The organism is Streptomyces sp. 3N207 (genome assembly GCF_052246355.1).
GTDB lineage: Bacteria > Actinomycetota > Actinomycetes > Streptomycetales > Streptomycetaceae > Streptomyces.
Window position 1 is genome coordinate 1 of sequence record NZ_JBQQBV010000036.1, and the last position, 26,153, is coordinate 26,153.

18 protein-coding genes are annotated in these 26,153 nt (G+C 67.7%); 6 read left to right on the forward strand and 12 right to left on the reverse strand.

The window, feature by feature from the left end; translation table 11 throughout:
• Positions 1 to 25: 25 nt before the first annotated feature.
• From ACTWP9_RS34175 to iolC, 5 genes are read right to left on the reverse strand one after another with little or no spacing between them, the layout of a single operon-like run.
• On the reverse strand, positions 26 to 1,525 hold the full coding sequence (locus ACTWP9_RS34175; RefSeq protein ID WP_443250222.1) for a CoA-acylating methylmalonate-semialdehyde dehydrogenase: 1,500 nt from the start codon (positions 1,523 to 1,525) through the stop codon (positions 26 to 28).
• A 13-nt stretch (positions 1,526 to 1,538) separates the two neighbouring features.
• Positions 1,539 to 3,422 carry a 3D-(3,5/4)-trihydroxycyclohexane-1,2-dione acylhydrolase (decyclizing) gene (gene iolD / locus ACTWP9_RS34180; protein ID WP_443250223.1) on the reverse strand — a complete coding sequence of 628 codons (1,884 nt, stop codon included), beginning with the start codon at positions 3,420 to 3,422 and terminating at the stop codon, positions 1,539 to 1,541.
• Positions 3,419 to 4,312 carry a 5-deoxy-glucuronate isomerase gene (iolB, locus tag ACTWP9_RS34185; RefSeq protein WP_443250224.1) on the reverse strand — a complete coding sequence of 298 codons (894 nt, stop codon included), beginning with the start codon at positions 4,310 to 4,312 and terminating at the stop codon, positions 3,419 to 3,421. The genes iolD and iolB overlap by 4 nt, the downstream gene beginning before the upstream one ends.
• Positions 4,309 to 5,187: a Cgl0159 family (beta/alpha)8-fold protein gene (locus tag ACTWP9_RS34190; protein ID WP_443250263.1), complete on the reverse strand. Its 879-nt coding sequence runs from the start codon at positions 5,185 to 5,187 to the stop codon at positions 4,309 to 4,311. Before ACTWP9_RS34190 ends, iolB begins: the two co-directional genes overlap by 4 nt.
• Positions 5,180 to 6,184, reverse strand: coding sequence for a 5-dehydro-2-deoxygluconokinase (gene iolC / locus ACTWP9_RS34195; protein ID WP_443250225.1), 1,005 nt, complete (start codon positions 6,182 to 6,184; stop codon positions 5,180 to 5,182). Before iolC ends, ACTWP9_RS34190 begins: the two co-directional genes overlap by 8 nt.
• A 560-nt stretch (positions 6,185 to 6,744) precedes the next feature.
• Here iolC and ACTWP9_RS34200 point away from each other — a divergent pair.
• Complete coding sequence (locus ACTWP9_RS34200; RefSeq protein ID WP_443250264.1) at positions 6,745 to 7,740, forward strand: LacI family DNA-binding transcriptional regulator; 996 nt, start codon at positions 6,745 to 6,747, stop codon at positions 7,738 to 7,740.
• Positions 7,741 to 7,843: 103 nt separating this feature from the next.
• Here ACTWP9_RS34200 and ACTWP9_RS34205 read toward each other — a convergent pair whose 3' ends face one another.
• Positions 7,844 to 9,625, reverse strand: coding sequence for a carbamoyltransferase family protein (locus tag ACTWP9_RS34205; RefSeq protein ID WP_443250226.1), 1,782 nt, complete (start codon positions 9,623 to 9,625; stop codon positions 7,844 to 7,846).
• 408 nt (positions 9,626 to 10,033) lie between these two features.
• Between ACTWP9_RS34205 and ACTWP9_RS34210 the strand changes: the two genes are divergently transcribed.
• From ACTWP9_RS34210 to ACTWP9_RS34230, 5 genes are all read left to right on the forward strand, one after another.
• Positions 10,034 to 10,459 carry a VOC family protein gene (locus ACTWP9_RS34210; protein WP_443250227.1) on the forward strand — a complete coding sequence of 142 codons (426 nt, stop codon included), beginning with the start codon at positions 10,034 to 10,036 and terminating at the stop codon, positions 10,457 to 10,459.
• Positions 10,460 to 11,182: 723 nt separating this feature from the next.
• Positions 11,183 to 12,343, forward strand: coding sequence for an ATP-grasp domain-containing protein (locus ACTWP9_RS34215; protein WP_443250228.1), 1,161 nt, complete (start codon positions 11,183 to 11,185; stop codon positions 12,341 to 12,343).
• 350 nt (positions 12,344 to 12,693) lie between these two features.
• Positions 12,694 to 15,438, forward strand: coding sequence for an alpha/beta fold hydrolase (locus tag ACTWP9_RS34220; RefSeq protein WP_443250229.1), 2,745 nt, complete (start codon positions 12,694 to 12,696; stop codon positions 15,436 to 15,438).
• Positions 15,439 to 15,481: 43 nt separating this feature from the next.
• The gene (locus tag ACTWP9_RS34225; protein ID WP_443250230.1) at positions 15,482 to 16,438 is read left to right on the forward strand and encodes an NAD-dependent epimerase/dehydratase family protein; all 957 of its coding nucleotides are present in this window, start codon (positions 15,482 to 15,484) and stop codon (positions 16,436 to 16,438) included.
• 22 nt (positions 16,439 to 16,460) lie between these two features.
• Complete coding sequence (locus ACTWP9_RS34230) at positions 16,461 to 18,428, forward strand: aminotransferase class I/II-fold pyridoxal phosphate-dependent enzyme (protein ID WP_443250231.1); 1,968 nt, start codon at positions 16,461 to 16,463, stop codon at positions 18,426 to 18,428.
• Positions 18,429 to 18,479: 51 nt separating this feature from the next.
• Here the strand turns inward: ACTWP9_RS34230 and ACTWP9_RS34235 are convergent, their stop codons facing one another.
• The 6 genes from ACTWP9_RS34235 to ACTWP9_RS34260 all read right to left on the reverse strand — a co-directional run bounded on the left by ACTWP9_RS34235 (position 18,480) and on the right by ACTWP9_RS34260 (position 25,888).
• Positions 18,480 to 18,929: a hypothetical protein gene (locus ACTWP9_RS34235; protein ID WP_443250232.1), complete on the reverse strand. Its 450-nt coding sequence runs from the start codon at positions 18,927 to 18,929 to the stop codon at positions 18,480 to 18,482.
• A gap of 346 nt (positions 18,930 to 19,275) precedes the next feature.
• Positions 19,276 to 20,265 (reverse strand): AraC family transcriptional regulator, encoded by a 990-nt coding sequence (locus tag ACTWP9_RS34240; protein WP_443250233.1) that lies wholly within the window; start codon positions 20,263 to 20,265, stop codon positions 19,276 to 19,278.
• A gap of 265 nt (positions 20,266 to 20,530) precedes the next feature.
• Positions 20,531 to 21,340, reverse strand: a complete 810-nt coding sequence (locus ACTWP9_RS34245) for an alpha/beta fold hydrolase (protein WP_443250234.1) — start codon at positions 21,338 to 21,340, stop codon at positions 20,531 to 20,533.
• Between the two features lie 372 nt (positions 21,341 to 21,712).
• Positions 21,713 to 22,687: a serine hydrolase gene (locus tag ACTWP9_RS34250; RefSeq protein WP_443250235.1), complete on the reverse strand. Its 975-nt coding sequence runs from the start codon at positions 22,685 to 22,687 to the stop codon at positions 21,713 to 21,715.
• Between the two features lie 638 nt (positions 22,688 to 23,325).
• Entirely contained in the window at positions 23,326 to 24,675 is a 1,350-nt protein-coding gene (locus ACTWP9_RS34255; protein WP_443250236.1) for a cytochrome P450, read from the reverse strand.
• 40 nt (positions 24,676 to 24,715) lie between these two features.
• Positions 24,716 to 25,888: a selina-4(15),7(11)-diene synthase gene (locus ACTWP9_RS34260; RefSeq protein ID WP_443250237.1), complete on the reverse strand. Its 1,173-nt coding sequence runs from the start codon at positions 25,886 to 25,888 to the stop codon at positions 24,716 to 24,718.
• Positions 25,889 to 26,153: the final 265 nt, after the last annotated feature.

The following is a 26,153-nucleotide window of genomic DNA, read 5'->3' on the forward strand; positions in this document are numbered from 1 at the left end:
GGACGGGGGAGTCCCAGGGCTGCGGTCAGCTGGAGGTGGGGAAGGCGAACCCTGCGGCAGCGTGCTCCTGTGCGGGCTGCGGCCAGCGGGTGGTGACGACCTTGGGCCGGGTGTAGAAGCGGATGCCTTCGGGGCCGTGGATGGGGGAGTCGCCGATGAGGGAGTCCTTCCAGCCGCCGAAGGAGTAGTACGACATCGGCACGGGCACCGGCACGTTGACGCCGATCATGCCGACCTTGACCTTGCGCTGGAAGCGGCGCGCGGCCTCGCCGGAGGCGGTGAACAGGGCAGTGCCGTTGCCGTAGGGGTTGGCGTTGATCAGGGCGATCGCCTCGTCGAGGGTCTCGACGCGGATGATCGCGAGGACCGGGCCGAACAGCTCCTGCTGGTAGGCGTCCATGTCGGGTGTGACGTGGTCGAGGAGGGAGGGGCCGGTGAAGAAGCCGTCTTCGTGGCCGTCGATCTTCAGTCCGCGGCCGTCCACGACGACGGTGGCGCCTTGTGCGGCTGCGGTGGCGACGGCGTTCTCGATGCGTTCTTGTGCGGCTTTGGTGACCAGCGGGCCCATGTCGGTGCCGGGGGTGTCGCCGGGGCCTACCTTCACTTCGCCGGCCTTGCGCTCCAAAACCTCGACCAGGCCGTCGGCCGCGGTGCCGACCGCGACGGCGACGGAGACGGCCATGCAGCGCTCGCCTGCCGATCCGTAGGCGCCGGCGGTGAGGTGGCCGGCGGCGAACTCCAGGTCGGCGTCGGGCAGTACGACGGCGTGGTTCTTGGCGCCGCCGAGGGCCTGGACGCGCTTGCCGTGGGTGGTGGCGGTCTCGTGGACGTATTTGGCGATGGGGGTGGAGCCGACGAAGGAGACGGCCTCGATGCCGGGGTGGGACAGGATCGCATCCACGGCGTCCTTGCCGCCGTGGACGACGTTGAAGACGCCGTCGGGCAGCCCGGCCTTCTGGTACAGCTCGGCGACGAAGTTGGCGGCGGACGGGTCGCGCTCACTCGGCTTGAGGAGGAAGGTGTTGCCCGTCGCGATGGCGATGGGGTGCATCCACAGCGGCACCATCGCCGGGAAGTTGAACGGCGTGATGCCCGCGACGACGCCGAGGGGCTGGCGGAAATTGTGCACGTCGATGCCGCGGGAGACCTGGTCGGAGAAGCTGCCCTTGAGCACGTCACCGAGCCCGCAGGCGAACTCGACCACTTCCCGGCCGCGCGCGATTTCGCCGCGTGCGTCCTCGATGGTCTTGCCGTGCTCGGCCGAGATGATCCGGCCCAGCTCCACCTCGTGGTCCAGCAGGAGCTGGCGGAAGGCGAACATCACCTGGGTGCGCTGGGTGAGGGAGGACTCCGACCAGGACTCGAAGGCGGCTGAGGCGGCTTGGACGGCGGTATCCACATCGGCGGGCCCGCCGAGGGCTACGTGGGATTGCTGCCGGCCGGTGGCCGGATTGAACACCGGTTGGGTCTCCGTGCTGGAGCCCTCGGTGGGGTTGCCGTTGATCCAGTGCTGGATGGTCTTCACGGTGCGGGGTTCCTTACAAGTAGTGCCGCTGGGTGGCCTTGTGCGCGGCGTAGATTTCGTACGCGGCGTGGGTGGTCTCCAGCTGCGAGGTCTGGCTGACGGGTACGTCCCACCACCCGTGCGCGGGCGGGTTGGGGCCGTACAGATCCGTTTCGACGTGCACGACGGTGGTGCGGGTCGCGCCCTTGGCCTTCTCCATCGCGGTGCGGAAGTCCTCGACGCTGCGCGCGTGGAGAACATCGGCGCCCAGCGATGCGGCGTTGGCGGCCAGGTCGACGGGGAGGACATCGCCGTCCAGCAGCCCGGAGTCGCTGTCGCGGAAGCGGTACTTGGTGCCGAACCGCTGTGAGCCGAGCGCTTCGGACAGCGACCCGATGGAGGCGAAGCCGTGGTTCTGGACCAGGACGATGATGACCTTCAGCCCCTCGGAGACCATGGTGACGATCTCCTGAGCCATCATCAGATACGAGCCGTCCCCGACCAGGACGACAACCTCGCGCGTCGGGTCGGCCATCTTGGCGCCGACGCCGGCGGCGACCTCGTATCCCATGCAGGAGTACGCGTACTCGACGTGGTACGCCTTCGGGTCCCGGGCCCGCCACAGCTGTTGCAGGTCGCCGGGCATGGAGCCGGCCGCGTTGATGACCACGTCACGATCGCCGAGGGTGTCGTTGAGCGCGCCCAGGATCTGCGTTTGAGCGGGGAGTTCGCCCGTGTTGCGCCCGGGTGCGAAGCACTCGTCCTCGATCTGCCTGGTCCGGATGATCAACTCGCGGGTGCGGGCACGGTGTTTCTGCGGGACCTGCCAGTCGGTCAGTGCCCCGGCCAGCGCCTCAATACCGAGCCGCGCGTCGGCCACCAGTGGTTCGGCGGAGTGCTTGACGGCGTCCAGGCGGGCCACGTTGAGGTTGACGAAGGTGACGTGCGGGTTGCCGAAGACGGTGTGGGAGGCGGTGGTGAAGTCCGAGTACCGGGTCCCGATACCCAGCACCACATCAGCCTCGCGGGCCAGTTCGTTGGCCGCATACGAGCCGGTCGAGCCGATGCCGCCCACCGCACACGGGTGGTCCCAGGCGACCGCGCCCTTGCCCGCGTGCGTGTCGGCGACGGGGATGCCGGTGGCCTCAGCGAAGGCGCGTAGCTGCGTATGCGCGCCGGAGTAGACCACCCCGCCACCGGCCACGATCAGCGGCTTCTTCGCGCCCCGCAGCAGCCGCGCGGCCCGCCCCACCGCCGCCGTCTCCGGCACCGGGCGGCCCACATGCCACACCCGGCGGCGGAAGAAGGAGACCGGCCAGTCGAACGCTTCGGCCTGCACATCCTGCGGCAGCGCGAGGGTCACAGCCCCCGTCTCCACCGGGTCGCTCAGCACCCGCATCGCCGCCAGCGCAGCCGGGATCAGCTGCTCGGGACGCGAGATACGGTCGAAATACTTCGACACGGCCCGGAAGGCATCGTTGACCGTCACATCTCCGCCGCGGGTGTCCTCCAGCTGCTGGAGTACGGGGTCGGGCGTGCGGGTGGCGAACATGTCGCTGGGCAGCAGCAGGACCGGGATCCGGTTGGTCGTCGCCAGCGCGGCGCCGGTGAGCATGTTGGTCGAGCCGGGCCCGGTCGACGCCGTACAGGCGAAGGCTGCGAGCCGGTCGCGCATCTTCGCGTACGCCACCGCCGCATGCACCATGCCCTGCTCATTCCGCGCCAGGTAGTACGGCAGCTCGGCCTCTTCGGCGACCGCAGCCTGCAACAGTGCCTGCCCGACACCCGCCACATTTCCGTGCCCGAAGATCCCCCACACACCAGGGATCAGCCGCTGCTCCACCCCGTCGCGCTCGCTGTACTGGCTGGCCAGGAAGCGGACCAGGGCCTGGGCGGTGGTCAGTCGTACGGTGTTCATCGCTTCTCACCCCCTCCGAAGGGCAGCCGCGCATCGACGTCCTGGGACTCCCACATCGAGCGCACCCAGCCGTGTGCCGGGTCGTCACAGATCAGCCAGGCCCGGTCCTGCCCCGGACCGGCCATGACATTGAGGTAGTAGAGGTCGTAGCCCGGCGCGGCGACCGACGGACCGTGCCAGCCGTGCGGGATCAGCACCGCGTCCCCGGACCGCACCTCGGCCAGCACATCGATGGGCCGCTCCGGCCTGCCGTACACGCGCTGGTAGGCGAAACCGCCCTCACCCGCGACCTGGAAGTAGTAGATCTCCTCCAGCTCGGACTCCACCGGCCTGCCGTGCTCGTCCGTACGCGCCTCGTCGTGCTTGTGCGGCGGATACGACGACCAGTTGCCGCCCGGCGTGAGCACCTCACACACCAGCAACTGCTCGGCCTCGAAGGTGCCCGGCAGGCAGTAATTGTGGACCTGCCGCGAACAGTTCCCGGCACCGCGCAGCTCGACCGGCACCTCCTCCTTACTCCCGTACCGGGCAGGCAGCCCACCCCGCTCGGTACGGGCCGAGGGCAGCGCGAAGGTGCCACCGGAAGCCGTACTGATCAGGGATCGGGAGGCAGGCGGCAGATAGGCGAAGTCGGTGACCTCACCGAACACCCCGTCCCTGCCGTCCAGTTCGAAAACTTGCCCGTCGACAGTGACCGTGCACCCGCCGCTCAGCGGCAGGACCAGGAACTCGCTGTCACCGGTGGCGAGTGAGTGCGCCGCACCCGGCTCCAGGGTCAGAATCCTGAGCCCGGAGTGTCCCCAGCCCGCCGACTCCGGCGTGACGGCCAGCTCATAGGGGCCGTCCGCGGACGTCCCGCCGGGCAGGTAGTACTTGCTCGCGTCGCTCACAGCAGGCTCACCGCCCGGTCCACGGCACCGGCGACGTCGCCGTTCGAGGGGTAGAGGAGGGAGCGGCCGACGACCAAGCCCTGGGCGGTGGGCAGCTTCAGGGCCTTGCCCCAGGAGGCGAAGGCCGCATCGGGGTCCTTGACCTCGCCGCCCAGCAGCAGCGCGGGCAGCGTCGAGGAGGCCAGGACCCGTTCCATCTCGCCCGCGTCGGGCACGACCGGCAGCTTCAGCCAGGTGTAGGCGCTGCGGCGGCCCAGGCCCGAGGCGATGGTGATCGACTTGATGACGGCGTCAGCAGACAGGTCGTTCCGGATCCTGCCGTCCTGCCATACCGACATGAAGGGCTCGACCATCGCCATCAGATGCCGGTCGTTCAGTTCGTCGACAGCGCGGGCGGTGTTCTCCAAAGCCACCGGGGTCGCCGGGTCGTCGAGGGCGATACGGGTGAGCATCTTGCCGCCGTCGAACCGCATCGCGGCGATCGTCTCGGCGTCGTAGCCGGTGAACCGGTCATCGATCTCGAAGACCGAACCGGCCAGCCCGGCCCGGTTCATCGACCCGAAGACACTCTTGCCGTCGAGAACACCGAGCAGCAGCAGGTCCTCCAGAACGTCGGCGGTGGCCAGCACTCCGGTCACCCCGGGCCGCTCCAGCGCCAGGCACATCCGCTCCAGCAGCTCGAACCGGTCGGCCATGGCGAACGGGTCCGAGCCCACCGCATTGGCACCGCGCGCCGGATGGTCGGCGGCAATGATCATTGCCTTGCCGTGCTCACCGAAGAGAGAGGTGGCCCTGACGCGCCGGGCAGCTGCCGCGGCGATGGCGCCGGGGTCGTTGACCCGGGCCTCCACAATGCGGCTCACGTTCTCAGACAGCACTGTTCACCTCGTCGCTCGCGTTGCTGTTCGTGCTCGTTCCGCCGTTCACCGCGCGCAGCTTGGTCTCGACCTCGGCTTCGGTGGGCATGGCGTCGGAGCAGGCCAGCCGGCCCGCGACGATGGCGCCGGCTGCGTTGGCAAAGGACACCGTGCGCGTGGTGTCCCAGCCCGACAGCAGCCCGTGACACAGCGCCCCGCCGAAGGCATCACCCGCACCCAGCCCGTTGACGACCTCCACCGGCACGGGCGGGACCTCCACAGCCCGCCCTCCGGCGTCCATGGCCAGCACACCCGCAGGGCCCCGTTTCACGACCGCCAGCTCGACCCCGGCCGCGAGCAGCGCCTTCGCCGCGGCGTACGGCTCACGCTCTCCCGTGGCCACGGCGCACTCGTCCAGGTTCCCGACGGCGACCGTGGTGTGGCGCAGAGCCTGCGCGTAATACCTACGTGCCGCCGCCGCATCGGCCTGGGGCCAGAACATCGGACGCCAGTCGAGATCGAAGACAGTCCTACCTGCCTTCGCCCGGTGCTCCAGCGCCGCCAGCGTGGCGGACCGGCTCGGTTCCTCGGCCAGACCGGTACCGGTGATCCAGAAGATCGCCGCGTTCCGGACCGCGTCCAGATCCAGCTCCTCCGCACGGATATCCAGGTCAGGAGCCTTCGGCAGCCGGTAGAAGTACAGCGGGAAGTCGTCCGGCGGGAAGATCTCACAGAACGTGACCGGCGTCGGCGCGATGTCCGACGTACCCACGAACCGGTCACTGACCCCGTAATCGGCCAGGGCCGCCCGCACGAACTCACCGAACGGATCCCGGCCCGTCTTCGTGATCACAGCCGCCCCGCGCCCGTACCGGGCAGCAGCCACCGCCACATTCGTCGGACTGCCACCCAGATATTTGCCGAACGAGGCGACCTCCGGCAGCCCGACGCCGGTCTGGAGCGGATACACATCCACTCCCACACGGCCCATGGTCAGCACTTCGAACGACTTCACGCTGGATTCCCTTCACACCGGAGGACCCCGAGATCGTGGGGCGGCGGCTGGACTGTCGCGCGCTACTAGCGCGCTCTAGTTCGAGTACGATGACCCCTGCGCAAATGTCATGTCAATAGGTTGTTGCCGCGAGATTCGCCAGGCGTTCAAGGCTCGGGGCAGGCGGTCGCCCGCACGACAGGCGCCCGCGATAACGTGCCGGACGGAAGCGAAGGCGCAGGGCGGAACCGGACAAGCCACCCCGCGACCGACGCGCCTGGACGTGGTTGGAGGCATCGGACGCGAACGGATGCCATCGGACGCGAGCGGATGCCATCGGACACGAACGGAGGTCATCGGACGCGAACGGAGGCCATGGGGCCGATCGGAGATCACCGGACGCCAAGAGGTCACCGGAGATCACGCGGTCGCCAGGCGGCCACCGGCGATCACCGGGCGTCGGCGGATGCGACCCGGCGCGGAGGAGTACGGAAGGGGCGGAAGCGCGGGAGCGTGGAAGCCGGGAGAACTGCGGGAGAGTGAGACGACAGGTGGATGAGACGGGCAAGCAGCGCCCCACGATGGCGGACGTCGCCGCGAAGGCGGGCGTCTCCCGGGCGTTGGTCTCGATCGTCTTCCGCAATCAGCCGGGGGCCGGTCAGGAGACCCGTGACCGGGTGCTGCGCGTCGCCGACGAGATCGGTTACCGGCCCGACAACGCCGCCCGGCTCCTCGCGCGGGGCCGCAGCCGGGCGCTCGGCGTGATGTTCACTGTGCGCCAGATCTTCCACGCCGACCTCATCGAGGGCATCTACGCCGAGGCCGAGCGGCACGACTACGACGTCCTGCTCTCCGCGGCAACCGAGGGCCGGGGCGAGCTGAAGGCCGTAGAGGCGCTGCTCAGCCACCGTTGCGAAGCCATGATCCTGCTCGGCTCGGAGCCGACGCCCGCGGATCTCGGCGCACTCGGGCAGCGCATCGTGGCCGTCTCGGTGGGTCGCCGGATGCCCGGCTCACAGATCGACTTCGTGCACAGCGCCGAGGGCAAAGGCGTACGACAGGCCATGGAACACCTCGTCGAGATGGGGCACCGCCGGATCGTCCACATCGACGGCGGTCGCGGCCCCGGCTCGGCCGAGCGCCGACGTGCGTACCGCGCCGCCATGCGCCGCCACGGACTCGACTCCGAGATCCGGGTGATCCCGGGCAACCACACGGAAGAGTCGGGTATCGACGCGGGCCGCCTCCTGGTGTCGGAACGCGACGGTGGGCAACCGCTGCCGACGGCGGTCCTTGCGGCCAACGACCGTTGCGCGATGGGCCTGTTGATGGCCTTCGGCCGGGCCGGCGTCGACGTTCCGGGGGAAGTGTCCGTCATCGGCTACGACGACAGCCATCTGTCCCACCTCATGCCCGTCGGTCTGACGACGGTCCGCCAGGACGCCGTACTCATGGCCGAGCACGCCGTCCGCTTCGCGGTGCAGCGGCTGGAGAACAAGGAACTGGAGCCGCAGGAAGCGGTGATCGACCCCAAGCTGGTCGTACGGGACACCAGCCGCCCGCCCCGTACGACATGAGCCCCGGCGTGCTCGCCGCGGCGGGCACGATCACCGTCCGGGGACGATCGTCGTCGGCGACTTCCCTTGCCGTCCGTCGGGCGCGAGCGGTGCGGTCGGCAGCTCAGCGGCTCCTCTTGGTGACCACGAACCGGTCGATGACCAGGTGGTCGATCTCGGTGGCGAGGAAGCACTCCAGTGCGTCCTGCGGCGAGCAGACGATGGGCTCACCGGCCACGTTGAAAGAGGTGTTGAGGAGGCAGGGCACATCTGTCCGTGCCGTGAAGGCGCGCAACAGCTCGGCGAGGGCGGGGTTCTGCCGCTCGTCGACCGTCTGGATGCGCGCCGTGCCGTCCACGTGACAGGCACCGGGGATCCGTGCCCGGAATTCCTTCCGTACGGGGAAGACGAACGTCATATAGGGGGACGCGGTCTTCTTGCCCATCTCGAAGATGTGTGGAGCCTCGGAAGCGAGAACGACAGGCGCGAACGGGCGGAAGGGCTCCCGGTGTTTCACCCGGAGGTTGATGACGTCCTTGATATCGGGGAAAGCCGGGTTGGCGAGGATGCTGCGGTTCCCCAGGGCGCGCGGTCCGAACTCCGCCCGGCCCTGGAACCAGCCCACGACGTTCTTTCCGGCCAGCAACTCCGCCGTCCTGTTGGCGACGGAAGCGGCATCGGGCTCCTCCTGCCATTCGACGCGGTCCGCGTATGCGTCCAGCGCATCCCTGATGTGGCTCTCGTCGTACGAGGGCCCCAGATAGGGGGTGGTGACCGCGTCAGCGGGCCGGTTCCTGAGACCGGCGGTGTACACGGCAGCGCCGATGGCGACGCCCGGGTCGCTGGCCCCGAAGCTGACCTCCATACCGGTGAACGACGACCTCTCCAACATCTTCGTGTTGGCCACGCAGTTGAGCGCCAGACCGCCCTCGAAGAGCAGAGTGTCGAGGCTGGAGGCCGCGGTCAGTGTCCGCAGCTGATGAGCGGTGACGGCCTCCACCATGTGCTGCGCAAGCCCGGCGACCTTGACCCGGAAGTCGAACTCCTCGCGCTTCTTGCTGTCACCGCCGAACAGGCTGTCGAACAGGGCGTAGTAACTTTCGGTGTCCGGGGGGATGGAGATGGTGTACGAGCCGTCCTCGTGCAGCTGTACGGCGCGGTCGAGCAGGGGGTTGTGCTGCGGCGGCGGACCGTACGCGGCAAGGCCCATCACCTTGTACTCGTCGTTGTTGGGCACGAACCCCAGATAGCGGGTGATCCTCCCGTAGGCCACGCCGAGCGAACTGGCCATGTCGACGGTTCCCTCGTCGAAAACGCGGACCACGCCGTTCCGCAGCTCGCCCATGACGGAGGACAGGGTTTCGGCCCGGCCGTCGCTCACCAGGAATGCGGCGTCCTTCCGGTCGGCCAGGTAGGCGCCGCACATGAGATGGGCCAGGTGATGGGGCACCAGAGCGAGCTTGTTGGGATCGAGTTCGTAGCCGGTGCGTTGGACGAAGTCGCTGTACACCGCTTCGCGGCTGAGCATGTCGGTGTAGAGCTCACCGGTGCGCCGCAGAACGTCGAACTTTGCGGTGACCGGCAGGTCGGACCTGCATATCTCCGAAATCATCTCCTCGCCGACAGCCGGCGAAAACCGCCAGGGGAAAGCGAAAACGTCCACCTGGTCGAGGTCGACACCGGCGAAGTTCAGACACCACTCGATCGCCTGCGCCGGGAAATCGGAGGTCTTCTTGACCCGGCTCAGCCGCTCCTCCTCGACCGCCGCGACCACCTCGCCGTCGATCGCCAGAGCTGCTGCGGCGTCGTGCCCCACCAGAAGATTTCGGCCGACACCGGTCGCCCCGAAGAGACGCCCGAAAAGCTCCGCACCCCTGGTGAATCCGTTGTAACCGAGCACGATCACTGGCCCTCAGCCTCCCGAGCACGACAGCAGCGGCGAACGCACAGGCTACTCGGCAGGCATACATGTGGGGTAGGCGTGATGCACGAGCAGAATGTGGTCCTCCTTCCCCGAACGACCGCTCCCTGGGGGGAAGTTCCCGCCATGCCGAAGCTGAACAAGAGCCCCGAGAACAAGCCCCAGGTCACGACGCCGTGTCGGGTCGGCCAGTGCCGACAAGAACGCTGTCGGCCGCCTCGGCGGCGCCGTGACGTTCGTGGTCACCCGGACGACTCTTCCGACTGTTCGGCGCGTGTCTTGAGCGCGTCGAACATGCGCAACCCCGGGTTGTACGCCGGTCGGCGCCGAATGGCCGTGGTCTGCGCTGTGCCTCCCGCCTCTCCGGCCGCTGCGCACGGCATACTCAGGCGCATGAACGCGGATGACACGACAGGTCTGGCCGGGAGCCGCGTGGCGACCAGGCTTCCCGCGCAGGACCTGGAACGGGCGCGGCGCTTCTACTCCGAGCAGCTCGGCCTGGAGCCCGTCGAGGAGCGGCCCGGGGGGCTGCTCTACCGGTGCGGAGGCGTGGAGTTCGCGCTGTTCCGCTCGACGGGAGCCTCTCCCGGCACCTTCACCCAGATGGGGTGGGAGGTCGACGACATCGAGTCAGCGGTGTCGGAGCTCAAACGGCGCGGCGTGGTGTTCGAAGAGATCGACGTACCTGGGCTTCGAACGAGGGACGGGATCGCCGAGATCGAAGGGAACTACCCGAGCAAGGGCGGACAGGGCGAACGCGGCGCCTGGTTCCGTGACAGCGAGGGGAACATGCTGGGCATCGGCGAGCCGGTCGCCTGAAGAGACACCCGGCCGTGCGGGCCCTCCTTGCGGACGCCCGCCCCGCCCAAGCCTTGCTGATGCGCACTTGAGCGCCGCTGACTGACGCTCACTCAAGCCTCGCGGAGGACCCTCAGGTCTCGCTGACGGCCCCCCACACGCGTCGCTGACGTCCAGCACGAGTCGCTGAAGCCTGCTCAAGACTGTTCATAAGCGGGGGAGTTACGCCATCTGATGCTGCCGTTGGCGCGGGACGCCCTGCCCGGCGCTGTGTGTGCGGCGCCCTCCCGCCCAGGGTTCGTTTCCATATGTAGCGCCATATGGGGTTGTTTCCATGTACACGCTAATCCGCAGTGCTTGCGGCCGTGACTATTCGTACCGCTCAGTGTACGAGGAGTTATGGGCTCTGACCAGCCGCGCGAAAACCGCTGGATAGAAACGTGGTGCGCGATTCCATGCCTGCTTACCGCAATTCAGCTTGTGATCTATATCACATTCTCTGCGGTAAAGGATCATGTTCGGGCATATCCACATCGCGGTATCTGGTGTGCCAAGATGCCACCGTGTCGGCCTCGATCGGGATAACTGATCGCGAGACATTCAACGGGGGTCCTGTCATGCGGAGACTCAATCTCTCAGGGAATCACTTGCCCGGCCCGCAGGTCATCCGTATGCAATTCGGGTCACAGCACGGCGAGATGACTTCTTGAAAGTTTCGGCCAGCCGTAATTCGGGGAGACAAGAATGCCGACAATGATTGTTATCGGATACCGGGACGACCTCGACCAGGCAGTACGGCGTCGAGGGTTGGATCCGCACTACATCGTGCAGACGCCGGTGAGCTCGCTGAAGGGCCGGAAGTTCACGTGCGTCACCGACATGGAGAACGCCCAGGAGATATACCGGGCCGTGCTCTCCGCAGGCATCGGCGATGTGTCGGGAGTGCTCACCGTCCATGAAATGGGCGTATTCGGAGCAGCTTATCTGCGGCAACAGCTGAACCTTCCCGGCAACACGGACTCGAAGACGGTCCTCTATTTTCGGGACAAGTATCTTCAGAAGAGCAACCTGCCACCCGAGGTCAAGCGGGCATGCTGCCGGTATGTGTCGAGGGGCACCTCCTTCGCCGAGATCGCCGACGAGTTGGGGGATGCCTTCGTGATCAAGCCGGCAACCGGAGCCGGCTCCCTTCGGACGAACATCGTCCGTTCCCCCCAAGAGTATTCAGCAGCCTTGAAGGTGCTCCCGGACCGGTCGGATGTGGAGGTCGTTGCCGAATCCTTCATCGATGCCCCGGAAATTTTCGCCGACGGCATCTGGAGCAACGGTGACCTTCAATGGTATTCCGTGTCCCGCTATCACTCCTCACCGGTCAGCGCCGCACAGGGTGGGATTCTTGCTTGCCATCTGTTGGACAGGAGACGGCATCCAGCACTGTTCCAGCAAGCAAGGACGCTCCTCCGGCAGGTGCTCGGAGGGCTGGGCGCACCTGATTGTGTCTTCCACCTGGAAGCGTTCACGGAAGAGACCGGGCTGACCTTCGGGGAGTGCGCCATCCGCCTCCCAGGAGGACTGTCCCCGCAGGCCAACAAACTGACCTTCGGGGTGGACCTCTTCGATGCTGAAATCAGCCTCGCCCTGGGAGAAGCGCCGCCCCGTACCCCGGGCGACAGTCCGCCGGACCGCTTGTACGGATACGTACTTCTGCGGCCCTCCGACAGCGGGACGCTGACTCAGCAGGACTTCGAACGCAGCTTCCTGCTGGATGACATCAAATATTCTTCATCGCCTGATGTGCCGCCTGGACCGTACGGCAGCGTCGGCCATGCAATCGTGTCCGATCAGGACGAGCTGCAACTTCAGAAAAAGGTCGAGGAAATCGTCCGGTTCAATGAGGTCGGCTGAGGTTCGGCGATGAACAGAAAGCATGAGCCTGCGTGGAACCGGAACGGCTTCCGTGAGAGATCTCCGCATGCCCCGGTGCCGGGAGACGCGGCGGGGGGAGCAGCAACGGAACGCGGCTCCCCCGGAGTTGGCCCCACGGACAACGCCCGCCCTGAGCCCATGAGTTGCTGTCAAGGACCGTGAAGGACGTCAGGCCGCGCAATCGGGTGCGCCTGCTTTCCCCAACGGAGTCCTGCCCGCGGTAAGCCCTCCCCGGACCAGCCGGTGCTCGTGACGGCCCCCCACGCGCCCACCCAGGCGTCTTGTTCGCCCATGCTTTCCGTCGCTTCCGATCGGAGGTCTTCGTTCCTGTGCTGGATCAAAGTTCTGCCTCGACGCTCCCTCAGCTGCTGGAAGATGCGGCGCGTGACAGATCCCGAGGCATCACATTCATCGGCGGCTCGTTCTTGTCGTACGCGGATCTCGCGGAGTCCGCCCGCCGGTTTTCGCAAGGACTGCGTGACAACGGAACTGCTCCTGGCGACCGGGTGCTGATCGTCGCCAATGATCCGGAGAGTTTCGTCCGCGCCTTCTGGGGGTGCGTGTTCGGCGGTGCCGTGCCGTGCCCGATCGTGCCACCGGCCGACCCCTCCCGCTCGCGGGCTCAACTTGACTCTCTGGGGATGCTGTTGGGCGATCCGTTAGTGGTCGTGCCCAAAGCGGCCTACGGCGAGCTGCCCGAGGTCGGATTGCAGACTGTGACAGTGGAGGAATTGAGTCAGGCTTCGTCCGCGGGCGACCAGCACGAGCAGTACGCGTCCGATCCTGACGACCTCGCGCTATTGATGCTCACTTCCGGGTCCACCGGTTCGAGCAAAGCGGTCAGGCTCACCCACGCCAACCTGCTGGCGGCGCAGGCCGGAAAGGCGGGGGCGCTGGAACTGGGCCCCGGCGACACAACGATGAACTGGATCTCAGCCGATCACATCGCCGCCGTCGAGGCACATCTGCTGCCGATGCTGAACGGTGCCGACCAGGTCATGGCAACACCGGCGACGGTATTGGCGGACCCCGTGGAATTCCTCAGGCTGCTCACGGCCCATCAGGTGAGAGTGACGTTCACGCCCAACTTCCTCTTCGGGCAGATCAATCAGGCACTCGTACAGCGGCCTGCCTCCCGGCAGGAGGTGGACCTGTCGCAGCTGCGCTACATCATCTCCGGCGGCGAGGCCACCGTGACCGCCACCGTGCGGGCATTTCTGGACGCGCTTTACCCCTGCGGGCTGCGCCCCGACGTGGTCGTGCCCGCTTTTGGAATGACGGAGACCTGCGCCGGCAGCGTGTTCAACCGCGAATTCGCCGCCCGTGATCTGGACACGGAGTTCCCTCCGCTGGGCCGCCCGGTGCGAGGGCTGCACATACGTATCGCTGACGGCAACGGCAAGGTGCTCTCTTCCACCGACCGCCCCACGACGGCCGAGCCCGGCGAGGTGCAGTTGCGCGGCACGATGGTCACCGAGGGGTACTACGGCAATGACGATGCCACCGCCCAGTCGTTCACCCCGGACGGCTGGTTCCGCACCGGCGACCTGGGGCGCCTCGATGCCAAGGGGCGGTTGACGCTGGTCGGCCGGACCAAGGACTCGATCATCGTCAACGGCGTCAACTACTACAGCCACGACCTGGAAGCAGCCCTCAACGGGCTGGAGGAGGTGCAGCGAGGACAGGTCGCGGCTTTCCCGGTCAGGCCCGAGGGGGCCGATTCCGAACAGCTCGCCATCGCGTTCGCTCCGGCAGGAGATCCCGTCGACGACGCGGCCCTCTACCGGGCAATCGTGGCCATCCGCAGCTCCACGGTGATGCACTGGGGATTCCGGCCCCAGCTGATCCTCCCGGTCGCCCCGGCCGAGCTCCCCCGTGGCAACCTCGGCAAGATCCAGCGGTCCCGGCTGCGCGCAGCCGTCGAGGCCGGGGGCCTGGACGATGCGGCCCGCCGCGCGAAGGAGGTGAGCACCAGGTTCCTCGGCGCCTATACGGCGCCGGAGGGCGACGCCGAAACCGCGCTGGCCGACATTTACGCCCGCGTACTGAACAGCGGGACGGTCTCGGCGACCGCCAGCTTCTTCGATCTGGGCGGAACCTCGCTGGATGTACTTCGGCTCAAGTCGGAGATCCAGGCCGAGTTCGGCATCGACGACGTGCCGATGTCCACACTCCTGCAAGCCCCGACCGTGCGAGCACTGGCCGGCCGCCTGGCCGCCGGGCGGAGCGCAGGCGGCGACCCCGCGTACGACCCGCTGGTGCCGTTGCAGGTCACCGGGGACGGAACGCCGTTGTTCTGCGTTCATCCCGGCCTGGGTGAGGTACTGGTATTCGTCAATCTCGCCAAGTACTTCACCGGCGAGCGGCCCTTCTACGCCTTGCGGGCGCGAGGGTTCGGGGAGGGCGAGACCCATTTCGGCTCGTTCGCCGAAATGGTCAGCACCTATGTGGCGGCGATCCGGCGGGCGCAGCCGAGCGGGCCGTACGCAGTCGCGGGATACTCCTACGGCGGAGCAGTCGCGTTCGAGATCGCCAAACGGCTGGAGGCCGACGGCGACAAGGTCGATTTCGTGGGGGTCTTCAATCTGCCGCCGCGCATCGCCGACCGTATGAACGAGATCACCTTCACCGACGGGGCAATCAACCTGGCGCTCTTCCTCGAACTGATCAACGCCGCCGACATCGAAGAACTGACCGCCACGCTGCGCGAGCTGTCCGAGGCCGACCAGCTCTCCTATCTTGTCGATCATGCGCCGGAGCGCCGCCTGACCGAGCTGGACCTCACCACCGAGCGGTTCGCCAATTGGGTGCACCTGGCGCAGAACATGGTGCACCTGGGCCGCACGTACGAACCATCGGGGTCGGTCGGTCAGGTACGGGTCTTCTACTGCACTCCGCTGCGTGGCACCAAACAGGAATGGCTGGACAACCAGCTGCGGCACTGGGACGACTTCACTCGCGAGCGCAACGCGTACATCGAAGTCGACGGTGAGCACTACACCCTGATGAGCCCCCAGCATGTGCAGACGTTTCAGGCGACATTGCGGCAGGAACTGGCCCGCGCGCTCGGCTGAGAACGGCAGAGGCAACCGCTGAGACGACCAGGAGCCGCTGATCATGCAAGGCAAGAAGATTCTCGTCACCGGTGGAACCGGGCAGGTCGCCAGACCCGTCGCCGAATCGCTCGCCACGGACAACGAGGTGTGGTGCCTGGGCCGGTTCGGTGACCTGACCGCCCGCAAGGCGCTGGAGGAACTCGGTGCCCGCACCGTCACCTGGGACATGGCCACCGATGAACTGGAGGGCCTGCCACGCGACTTCACCCATGTGTTGCACTCGGCGGTGCACCGGGGAGACGGCAAGGACTTCGAGGAAACGGCACGGGTCAATGCCGTCGGCACCGCGCGGCTGATGACGCACTGCTCCGCGGCCGAGGCGTTCTTGTACGTCTCGTCCGGGGTGGTCTACAACCGAGCCGACCGCACGCACCGGTACCGGGAGGACGACCCGCTGGGCGGGGCGGCGCCCTGGCTGCCGACGTACCCCGTCGCCAAGCTCTCCGCCGAAGGAGTGGTGCGGGGCCTGGCCGAAGCCCTGTCGTTGCCGGCGCTGATCGCCCGGCTCAACATCGCCTACGGCCCGTACGGTCATGGCGGCGTGCCGATGATCTTGTTCAACCAGATGCGCAGGGGACAGTCGTGCGCGGTCCCCCGCGAAGGGCAGAACTACTGCAACCTGCTCCACACCGACGATGTCGTCCGCCAAGTACCACTGTTGTGGGCGGCAGCGCAGGCGCCCGCGCGGGTGGTGAACTGGGGCGGTGACGAAGAGGTCGGCATGACCGATCTGCTGGAATACATGTCCGCGCTCACCGGCGTCCCCGTCCAGCTGGACCGCGGCGATTACAGCCGGGAAACAGCGATCTTCGACCACGACACCCGACGCAGCCTCATCGGCGACTGCTCCGTCGGCTGGAAGGCCGGGATAGCCCGCACCCTGGCCGATCTGTTCGAGGAACACCGCGACAGCATCGACGCGTACGTCGCTGCGCACGGAGCCGGAACAACCAAGTGATACAGAGGAGTGGAGAACGAGCATGCGCAGATCCGCAGATGTCGACGCGCTTCAGCACGTGCTGTGTGCTGCCCTCGGGTCCCGCGTGCCTGTGTGCTCCATAGCCGAACTGGGCCAGGACGCAGAGGCGTTCGGCGCCCTGGACCCGACAGCACGCGAAAGCCCCACGCTGCTCGGCGGCGGGGCCCCGTACCTCCCCACCACCCCTGCTCCCGGCCCTCAGGCCCTCGATGCGCTGGTCCGCAGGGCGGAGGCGCTGGACGTGCCCCAGATCCTCGTGCCGAACGTACGCCGCAGTGACGACACCCGCGCGCTGCGGGCAGCCGGCTTCGTACCCGTCGCAGCCGACACCGAGTGCGTCCTCCGGCTCACCGGGGAGGTGGACGAACTCCTGCGGGCCCGCGTCGGTGCAGACCAGCTCCGCGACCTCCGTCGCCGCCACCACGCGGTCTCCCGCGAAGTCTCATGGGAGCGGATCCGGCTGAGCGAGCTCGACGAGAGGCCCTGGGCACGAGACGCCTTCGTGGAACTCCACCAGCGCCAAGTGGAGCGGCACGGCGGCCACCACAACCCGTACAACGCCGAAGCGCTCGACGCACTGGCGCACGGCGTGCTGGCGGATCGCACCGAAATGCTCGTGCGCCGCAGGCAGAACTCCGTTGTCCAGGCCGGACTCATCACGAAGTCCCACAGCGGACGGGGGCTCTACTACCTCACCCAGGCCATCGATCACGACGATCCCGTCGCGCGGCGCAACCTCTACGTGGCGTCCCTGTACCGGCTGTATCTCCACGCCCGGCGCTCCGGCCTGGACTGGGTCCATCTCGGCCGGGGGGATGCCGACCGCAAGCGCCGCCTCGGAGCCGATCTGTTCGTCCCGCTCGACCACTGGCTGCGCGCCCCCGGCCTCGCACCCTCGGAGGAGCAGGAAGAAGAGCTCGCGCTGTCGGATTTCGCGGCTCCCCCCGTCACGACGGTGCCGGTCCCGGGTCCGGCCCGGTTTCGTCATCGGCCACGGTTCGACCTGATCGATCTGTCGAGCAACACCAATCCGTTCCTGGGCGCCGAAAGCCGCTATCCCGAGCTCGACACGGCAGAGCTCGCCAGGACGTATCTGGCCACGCTCTCGAAGTGGCCCGGTAACGAGGGCCTCGGTGCGCTGAGTGCGGATCACCTGCTGTTCACCAGCGGGGCGGTCGACGGAGTGATGCTGCTCCTGGCAGCGCTGACCTCGCCCGGCGAAAGCGTCTGCGTCACGCCGCCCACCTTCGAGCTTTACGCCCACTTCGCCCGTGTCCTGCGCCTGCCCGTCGTCGAGGTACCGCTGAGCGGCGACGACCTGTGCGGGCTCGACACCGAGCGGATCCTGGCCGCCGATCCGCGGGTGACCCTGCTGTGCGATCCGAACAACCCCGTCGGGACCAGGCTCGATCGGACGCAGGTGAAGGACCTGGTGGCCCGCAGCCGTGGGCTGGTGGTGATCGACGAAGCCTACGTCGAGTTCAGCGAGAACCCCTCGTACGCCGAGCTGATCGCACAGCACGACAACCTCATCGTGCTCAGGACCCTTTCGAAGGCATGGGGCCTGGCAAGCGCACGCTGTGGGATCGGCCTGGCACAGCCCGGCCTCATCGACGCACTGCGGCGGGTGCAGGTGCCCTTCGGGTTCACCAATGCGTCCCAGCATGCCGTACGCGACCGGTTGACGAACTCCCGGCGCGTGCGCGCCGGCATCCGGCACATCCGTACCGAGCGCGACCGCATGGCCGCGGCGTTGGCCGATCACCCCGCAGTGGATCGGGTGTTCCCCTCAGAGGCCAACTTCCTGCTGGTCCGGCTTCACAAGCACGAGCGCGTCATGGATCAGCTCCGCGGTGCGGGGATTCTCGTCGCCGACACCGGACATCTCGTCCCCGCCACCTGCCGCATCTCCATCGGCGACCGCCGTGCGAACACCACCCTGCTCGACGTACTCTCCACTGCCCTGTAAAGCCACCGGGGAGGCGCCGAGCTCTCTTCGGTGCCTCCCCGCCCGCCGTCCTCAGAGAATTCCTCCGAGATTCTGTCCGAGCTCGATGGGCGCGTTCTCCCCGTCCTTCATTTCGATGATCAAGAACGACAGCACGTCATCGCCGATATTCTTCACGTCATAGAGGTGGTATCGGCCCTCGCTGAAACGAAAATGGTGGCTCTGCCCGCGGGCGTAAGAGATCTCTCGAGTGGTGCCGTCACTCGTGTGCTGGCGGGCACGTCCGCTCGTGAGGGATATCCAGAAGTAGTCAAGTACGTGCCGATGAACGGGAATTCGTTCTCCCGGTTGAAGAGCGGTCTCCCAGACGCGCAGTGCGTCGGTCTCTTTCAACAGTGACTGGCCGATGCGACCGTTGTGGGCGTTGCTGTCGAACTCCTTCCGCAGCTCGGGGCTCCACCGAGCAAATTCCTCGGCGACGATTGTGCCGGGCGGGAGATCAGAGTACGAATCACTGCCCACAACCGGATCCTTTCGGTCTTGGTGTGCTTCGGAAGCATCCGACAGCCCGGCCCATTCCATCCAGAAACCGGGGCGGATTGTCTGCCACAGGCTATAGCCGACCGAATTGGAGCGGCAAGGATCCGGCAGCTCATGCCCGCGCGGCCGACCGGACCGGCCGAGGAGGCCCTCGCCGTCCCAGCGGCGGCGGGCCGGACCGGCGCGGCTCGCTGGTCAACGAGCAGTATTTGCAAGGCCCTTGCTGTTGCTCAACCTGCGCTATAGGTTCCGCTGTCACACTGGACGGAGGCCCCATCGATTCCCCCGTGTCGGTGGGGCCACTTGCCCCCTGCCACTCGCGTGCCGGTCATGTGCGCAGGGTGACGGACGGGGCGTGCCCATAGCGGCGGCGGTACCAGTTCGCGAACCGGCCCAGGTTGGAGAAGCCCCAGCGGAAGGCGATCTCTGCCACGGTGACCGGCCCGTCCGCATCTGCCGCGACCAGATCGCGGTGGGCGCGGTCCAGCCGGACCTCGCGGAGATAGGCCAACGGCGTACGGCCGACGTACCGTTGGAACGCCTCCTGAAGAGCCCGTGGGCTGAGCTTGGCAGCCACAGCGAGGTCGGACAGGGTGAGCGGTTGGTCGCTGCGCTCCTCGATGAGCTGGATGGCCCTTCGGACGGCCGGATGTGCCACGTTCCCGGTGCGCCGCACCGGCTCCGATGCCGGCAGCAGACGATGGGTCGCCATCAAAGCCGCGGCTGCCGCCTGGGTGAGCTGGGCCGCGACCAGCGGACTGGTGTGGGCGACTCCTCCGGCCATCACTTCGCGGTGTACTGCCGCGGAGATCCCCGACCAGCTCTCGGCCGCCGCCGGGGACACCGCACCGCCCAAGGCGAACCGTGCCCGCACCGGCTCCTCGCGGCCTAACGCCTCACCCGCCGCGCGGTCCACCACCTCCCGGGACAGCCGGACCGTCGTCATGCGGGCGCCGGCGCCCCAGAAGACCTTGAACCTCCGGTGCGGATCGAGCACATAGGTGTCCCCTGTGTCGACGAACTGTTCCTCACGCCCCGGCGACTCCACCCGGACCCTTCCCCTGTGGACCTGGCACACCAGCAGATACGTGGACAGCGGTTCGGGCGCCACCAGCGTCTCCGTGCCGTAGCTCAGCGCGGACAGGGTGACTCCGGGGAAGCCGCCCTCCGCGTACCACGCGGAGAAGTCCCCCGGTCGGTTCAGGACGCGCAGCTCGTACGGGCTGTAGGCGGTACTGATCAACTCGCGCGTCTCGTCCAGATCGTCGCTGCGGACCAGCGTCCGCATCCGGCTGTCGTCGGCAGCGGACGCGTTCATCAGAGCTTCCTCACTCACCGTCGCGTTATTCGGCCAGGGACCGCGTTCCGCGGCTAGCCTGCTCATTCAGCAGTGAGTAACGTTCTGAATCCCAGGAGTCAAATGCCATACGACACCGCGGAGTTCACACGGGTCAGTATCGGCCAGCTTCTGGAGACGTACCGCGCCTGGGGGTCGGGGGACCCCAGCGCTGTACGGCAGGGCCCCGAGCCGGGATCTCCGGTTCGGGGCCCTGCTGGTGTGTGTGCGTATCGCGTCCAGGCGGTCAGTCCCGCTCGGCGGGGGAGACCGCCCCTGGCGCCGCGACGCGTCCGAGGACGGACCGCAGCAGCGCGTTGAACTCCACGGGCTGCTCCACGTGCGGCATGTGGCCCGACTCCTCCATGATGTGCGCCTCACCGTGCGGGGCGAGCTCCGCGAGGGCCTCGGACACCTCGACGGGTATCTCCGCGTCGAGCTTGCCGTGGATGAACACCGCGGGCATGGCAAGCTTTCCGACGGTGTCCCGCGGATTGCGGCGCACCGCATCGGTGAGGATTTCATCGATGGACTCGGAGGACTTCAGGATCTGCTGCATCGTCCACTCCAGCAGCGACGGGTCGGCCAGCGGGCCGTACCAGTCCACGACCCACTGCCTGACCGTCTCCGGCCGGTCGGTACGCAGTGCCTGCCGCAGCTCGACGAGCCGTTCCGCCTTCTGCTCCGCCGGCCAGTAACCGGGGCCGTCCACAGCGACCACCGCACGTACGGAAGAGGGCGCCCGGCCGGCCGCTTCGAGTACGATCGCTGCCCCGGCCGAGCACCCGACGAGCACCGGGTCCTCCAGTTCGAGCGCGGCTGCCAGCGCCAGGACGTCCTCGGCGTTGTCCGCGATCGTGTTGCTGCCCGTCGGCCGCCCGGAGCGGCCGCACCCGCGCCAGTCAGGGACGACGACCCGATGGTCACGGGCGAACTCCTCCCGCTGCGCACTCCATACCTCACCGCACGTACCCCAGCCGTGCAGCAGGATCAGTGGCTGTCCGGCGCCGTGCTCCTCGTAGAACAACTCGATCCGGTTGACAGTCGCGTAGGGCACTGATCCTCCTTGCGGTCGCGGGGCTGTGCCGTGCGGTACGGGCACGGGGGCGGGGGACAGGTACAAGCAGGGCCCCGAGCCGATGTGTCGACTCGGGGCCTCGCCGCACGGCGCTGGAATCCCCCGAGCCCCAGCCACGTGACAGCCCCAGGGCATGGCCGCGACCGCCCTGCGCGAATTCCCACTCGTAGGGAACTCCACTGCGTTGCACGGCACTTGACGCCTGGTGTCCCAGGACGCTACCGACGGGGAGAAGGGCAGGCTAGCCGGGGAGCGCGGTCTTTGGCCGAATAACGCGACCACCGGATGCGCCCAGTCGCGCCCCCCTCCCCACGTACGGCAGCGTTCCGGATACTCGTCGTCCGCGAAGGCTCAGCGGGTCAGCTGGTGGTGGATCGCGCGGGAGACGGCCTCGACCGTGGCGACGCCGTCGCGCATCGTCTTGTTGTCCTGCGAGAGCACCGCGATTCCGTAGTCGTGGCCGTGTCCGGTGAAGGCGCCGATGCTGTTGATGCGCCAGCCGTGCGCAGCGCGCGAGAGCCAGCCGTTCTTCACGTGCACGGCGGCATCCTTCGGGGCACCGGCCGGGGTTCCCCAGCGCTGGTCGGGGACGACCTTGTTCATCAGTCGGAGCTCGTATTCGCGGGACTTGGTGTTCAGCACCCGGTTGGGGGAGGTGAGCAGCTTGAGCAACTTTGCCTGGTCACCGGCTGTGACCTGGGTGAGGCCCCAGTAGCCCTGCGGGCCCGGCTCGGTGTGCTTCATGCCCGCCAGATCGAGGAAATGCTGCACATCACTGCGTCCGACCTCGCGCCAGAGGGTGCTGGTGGCGGCGTTGTCCGACTTGGTGATCATGGCGGTGGCGAGCTTCTTCTCCCGCGGTGTGAGCTTGCGGTGGTCTTCCTGTGCCTGCCGCAGCAGCGCACCGAGAAGAGTGGCCTTCACCACGCTCGCCGAGTCGTACGCGGTACCCGCACGGTATGTGCACGAGGTGTCGGACGAACGGTCGTAGAGGGCGACCGCCGCCGTGCTGTCATGCTGGCGCAGCGCGCGGGCCACCTTGCGGGACAGCCGATCCGCCAGGCCGCTGTTGTCGGACTTGCACACCACCTTCGAGGCGCCGACGCGGGCGTGGGCGGTGGTGGTGGCAGCGGCACCGTTCGCTGCCACCAGCGTCCCGGCGGCCGTGCCACCGACCAGAACAGCGGCCACCAGACCGAGGGCACGCCGCTTACGACGCTGCCGGAAACGACCGCTCGGCCGGGACGCGGCGTGCGGTATGCCGGGCTCGGGGTCGCCGGAGCCCTGGCTCGGGCGGGCGTCCGTCAGTCTCCTGCTCTTCCTCATGCGGGTCTCCCCGTTCGGTGCTTGGTCACGGTCGCGACCGGATGTGTGGGTGACGTGTGCGTCGGGCGCTGTCCGGTCGGCGGGCCGCTGCGGTGCGGCATCTGCGACCGGCAAGGCCGCCGTCCTGCCCGGGTGCGTGGTGCGTCGACGGTCCGAGGCCGGGTGCGGGCTCCGCTGCGCGAATCCTCGGCTTCAGGGGCGCGACTTCCAGCACTACGGACCGTGACCGGACCGCACGGATACGCCATCGACTGAACCCCTGGCCGACGCGCGAGCCTACGCGGAGCACTGCCCTTCCGGGATGGGTGCGGGCGGAATCGTCACCAGGAGAGAGAATCTTCACGGCCGGAGCGCCGACCGGACAACGGTGGAACGCGAACCGGATACGCGGAGTGACCAACCTTCCGCACGGACAGTGGCAAGGCTGATACGCCGCGTACCTGTACGAGGAGTGAGGCGCAGGCCCGCCAGCCATCGGGCGCGGCCCGAGGACGCTGCTGGACGAACGGCTGGTCCGGATCGACCGTGCGGGAGGCTTGACGCCGAGGCCCGCGACCGCACGGGGCGTGCTCGCCGTTCAGATGCGGCGAGCACGCCGGTGGCCGGACGCTTGCCGGGCGCGGGCGCCGGAGGCAGCGTCAGGCCGACGTCGTCCGGGGCACTGCCCGCATCGGGAGCCGGTCCGGGTGCGCCACCGCCGATGCCACCTCCCGTACGGAGTGGCCCTGCACAGGCTCCAGCCGCCACCGGGACAGGACGGTGGCCAGCACGATGACGATCTGCATCGACGCGAAGCCGTCCGCGATGCACTTGCGGTTGCCCGAACCGAACGGAATGAAGCTTTCCCGCGGCCGGTCCTTGCTGCGCTCCGGCAGCCAGCGGTCCGGGTCGAACCGCTCCGGGCTTTCGAAGAGCCTGGGATCGCGGTGCAGGGCGTAGAGGCTGAAGGCGATCTCCGTACCGACCGGCAGCTCGGCGCCGCCGAGTTCCACCGGAGTAGCGACCCGGCGCATCAGTAGCGGGATCGCGTGCAAACGGGAGACTTCGCGCACCACGCGGTCGGTGTACTCCAGCCTGGGCACGTCCTCGGAGGTGACGGGACGGTCACCGACGACGGACCGGAGTTCGTCGAGAAGCCGGTCCTCGACCTCGGGGTGGGCGGCCAGTTCGTGGAAGGCCCAGGCGAGGGCCGAGCCGGTGGTCTCGGTGCCGGAGAACAGGATGCCGACCAGTTCGTCGCGCACCTCAAGGTCGCTGAGGGCCTCTCCCGTGTCGCTGTCGCGGGCGGCGAGCAGGGTGGACAGCAGGTCGTCGACCTCGCGGTCGTCGTGCTCCCGGTATGCGGCGATGACCTCGTCGATAACCTTGCGCACTCGGGCGGCCGCCTGGTCGAACTTCCGGTTGGCCGGGATCGGCAGTCGGTCAAGCAGCTTCGGTGTCACGGTACGGAACATCGCGGTCTTCAGCAGAACCGGCACATCCCTGAGCATGACCTCGACCGCGGGACGGCTGATGTCCGCCGAGAACATGGTTGCGGCCAGTGTGCTGACGGAGTGCTCGGCCAGTTCCTCGTCCAGGGCGACGGTCTGCCCCGGGGTCCAGGCATCGGCCATGGCCCGGGCCCGGTCGGCCATCACCCGGGCGTACTTGGCGATCCGTTCGCGGTGGAAGGCCGGCTGCATCAGCCGGCGGTGCGGCCGGTGGATGTGCGAGGGGGCGGTCGGCAGAGAGTCTCCGAACAGGATGCGTGCCCGGGTGAAGAACCTGCCCTTCTCCATGTGCCGGGCTTTGGTGACGAGAAGCTCGTGCGTGAGGTCGGCGCTGTTGACGAAGTAGACCGGGAGGGTGCCGAAATCCACCCGGACCAGATCACCGGTCGACCGCAGGGACTGCATGAAGTCGAGCGGTTGGCGCACTAGGGGAATGACGTGGCCGACCAGTGGCAGCCTTCCGGGGGCCCGGGGTATCGCGTGCAACGTTGTGCTCACAGGAAGCTCCTCTTCATAACTCTTATGACTGCACCGTTGCTCAGGCACAGGTACGGCGTTGGTGCCCGGCAGCCACGCGGTTCGAGGTGGGGAGGCGAGGAAGCCCGAACTCCGTGTCACGGTCCCGCGGCAGTCCACGCTGTGGGACGACGGGGGCCGGATTCTCGGGTACGACATCCCACCACCAGGCGATGGCAGGGATGTCGAGCGGCTCGGTGCTGTCGTCGGTGGGGGTGTCCCGAAACGTAGTTGGCAGGTCGGCGGGGTCCTCCGGGGTCGTGTACCGGTGCGAGGAGGTGCCCCAGTCCTGCGCGCCCCGGATGAAGCAGGCGAGGCTTGCCAGGTACTGCCGCAACTGAGGGCTGCCGGAGGCGGTGAGGTGAGCACGGAGCCGGAGGAACAGGCACATGACACGGTCGCGTTGGGCGACGGCGGTCTCGAGTGCATCGGCCGGGGCGAGCCCGTGGTGGTGTTCCAAGACGCGCAGCACGTTGAGGTAGTACTGCTGCCCGCGGGATTCCTTGTGGTGGGAGAAGAGGTCGTTGTCCCAGGTGATGATGAAGTAGGCCATCTCGGCAGCAGCACGTACGGAGGTGCTGTCCCTCTCGTTCGGCTGGAGTTCGTAGCCGTGGCCCATTTCCAGCAGCGGCAGGAAGACGGACGTGGCGCCGTTGTACAGCCGCATCAGGGTGTAGTCGTTGAGGTCTGGAACTGCGCCCTTGCTGCGATGCGACGCCTCCCACACCACGGACAGGAAGTACTCCCGCAGCGCGTCCACCCAGCGGGCCACTTGCGACGGTGTCGCATGCCGGTTCATCCGGTGACGCAGGTCCCTCAGTCCGGCAGCCAGGAAGTCTTCGTTGAGCATGGCCACTTCCGGGTTCTGCGCTATCCGTAGCAACCGGGAGAGTTCGGGGACGAGTTCCTTGGGGTCGGTGCCGAGCTTTCCCTCCTCGCAGTGGCCGTCGTCGACCACGAAGAGCCACAGGATGAAGTCGGCGAGGAGTGAGACGACTTCCTCCTCACCGTCCGGGAGAACGCGGGCAGCGAAGATGCCGATTTCGTGACCGATCAATTTCTCGCGGAGCTCACGCGAGCCGATGTCGAAGTTCCGTGCCCAGTCGGCAGTCTGTTGGTTGATCAGTTCGTGCCGGCAATGTATCGCGGGGGGAATCGGAGAATAGACGGGCGGGACCAGCACGCCTTGCTCCACTGTCGATCACCTCAGTCGTCCTGCGGCCACGCCGCTTTCGTGCCCGAACACTTGAGAAGGTCTGCCGGTGGTGCGCCGGATTCCGACCGCGCCGTCGGCCACACGACAAGCGCTCATGCCACGACCCGCCCTGTAGGGCGGGTCGGTAACCGGCAAGGAGTGGATGACGTGCGGTGGCCCTCTACGGCTCATATGTATCCATCGCAACAAGTGGCTATTCGCGCCAGAAGATTCCCAGTGGCGCCCGCTTGGCATATCCCCACGA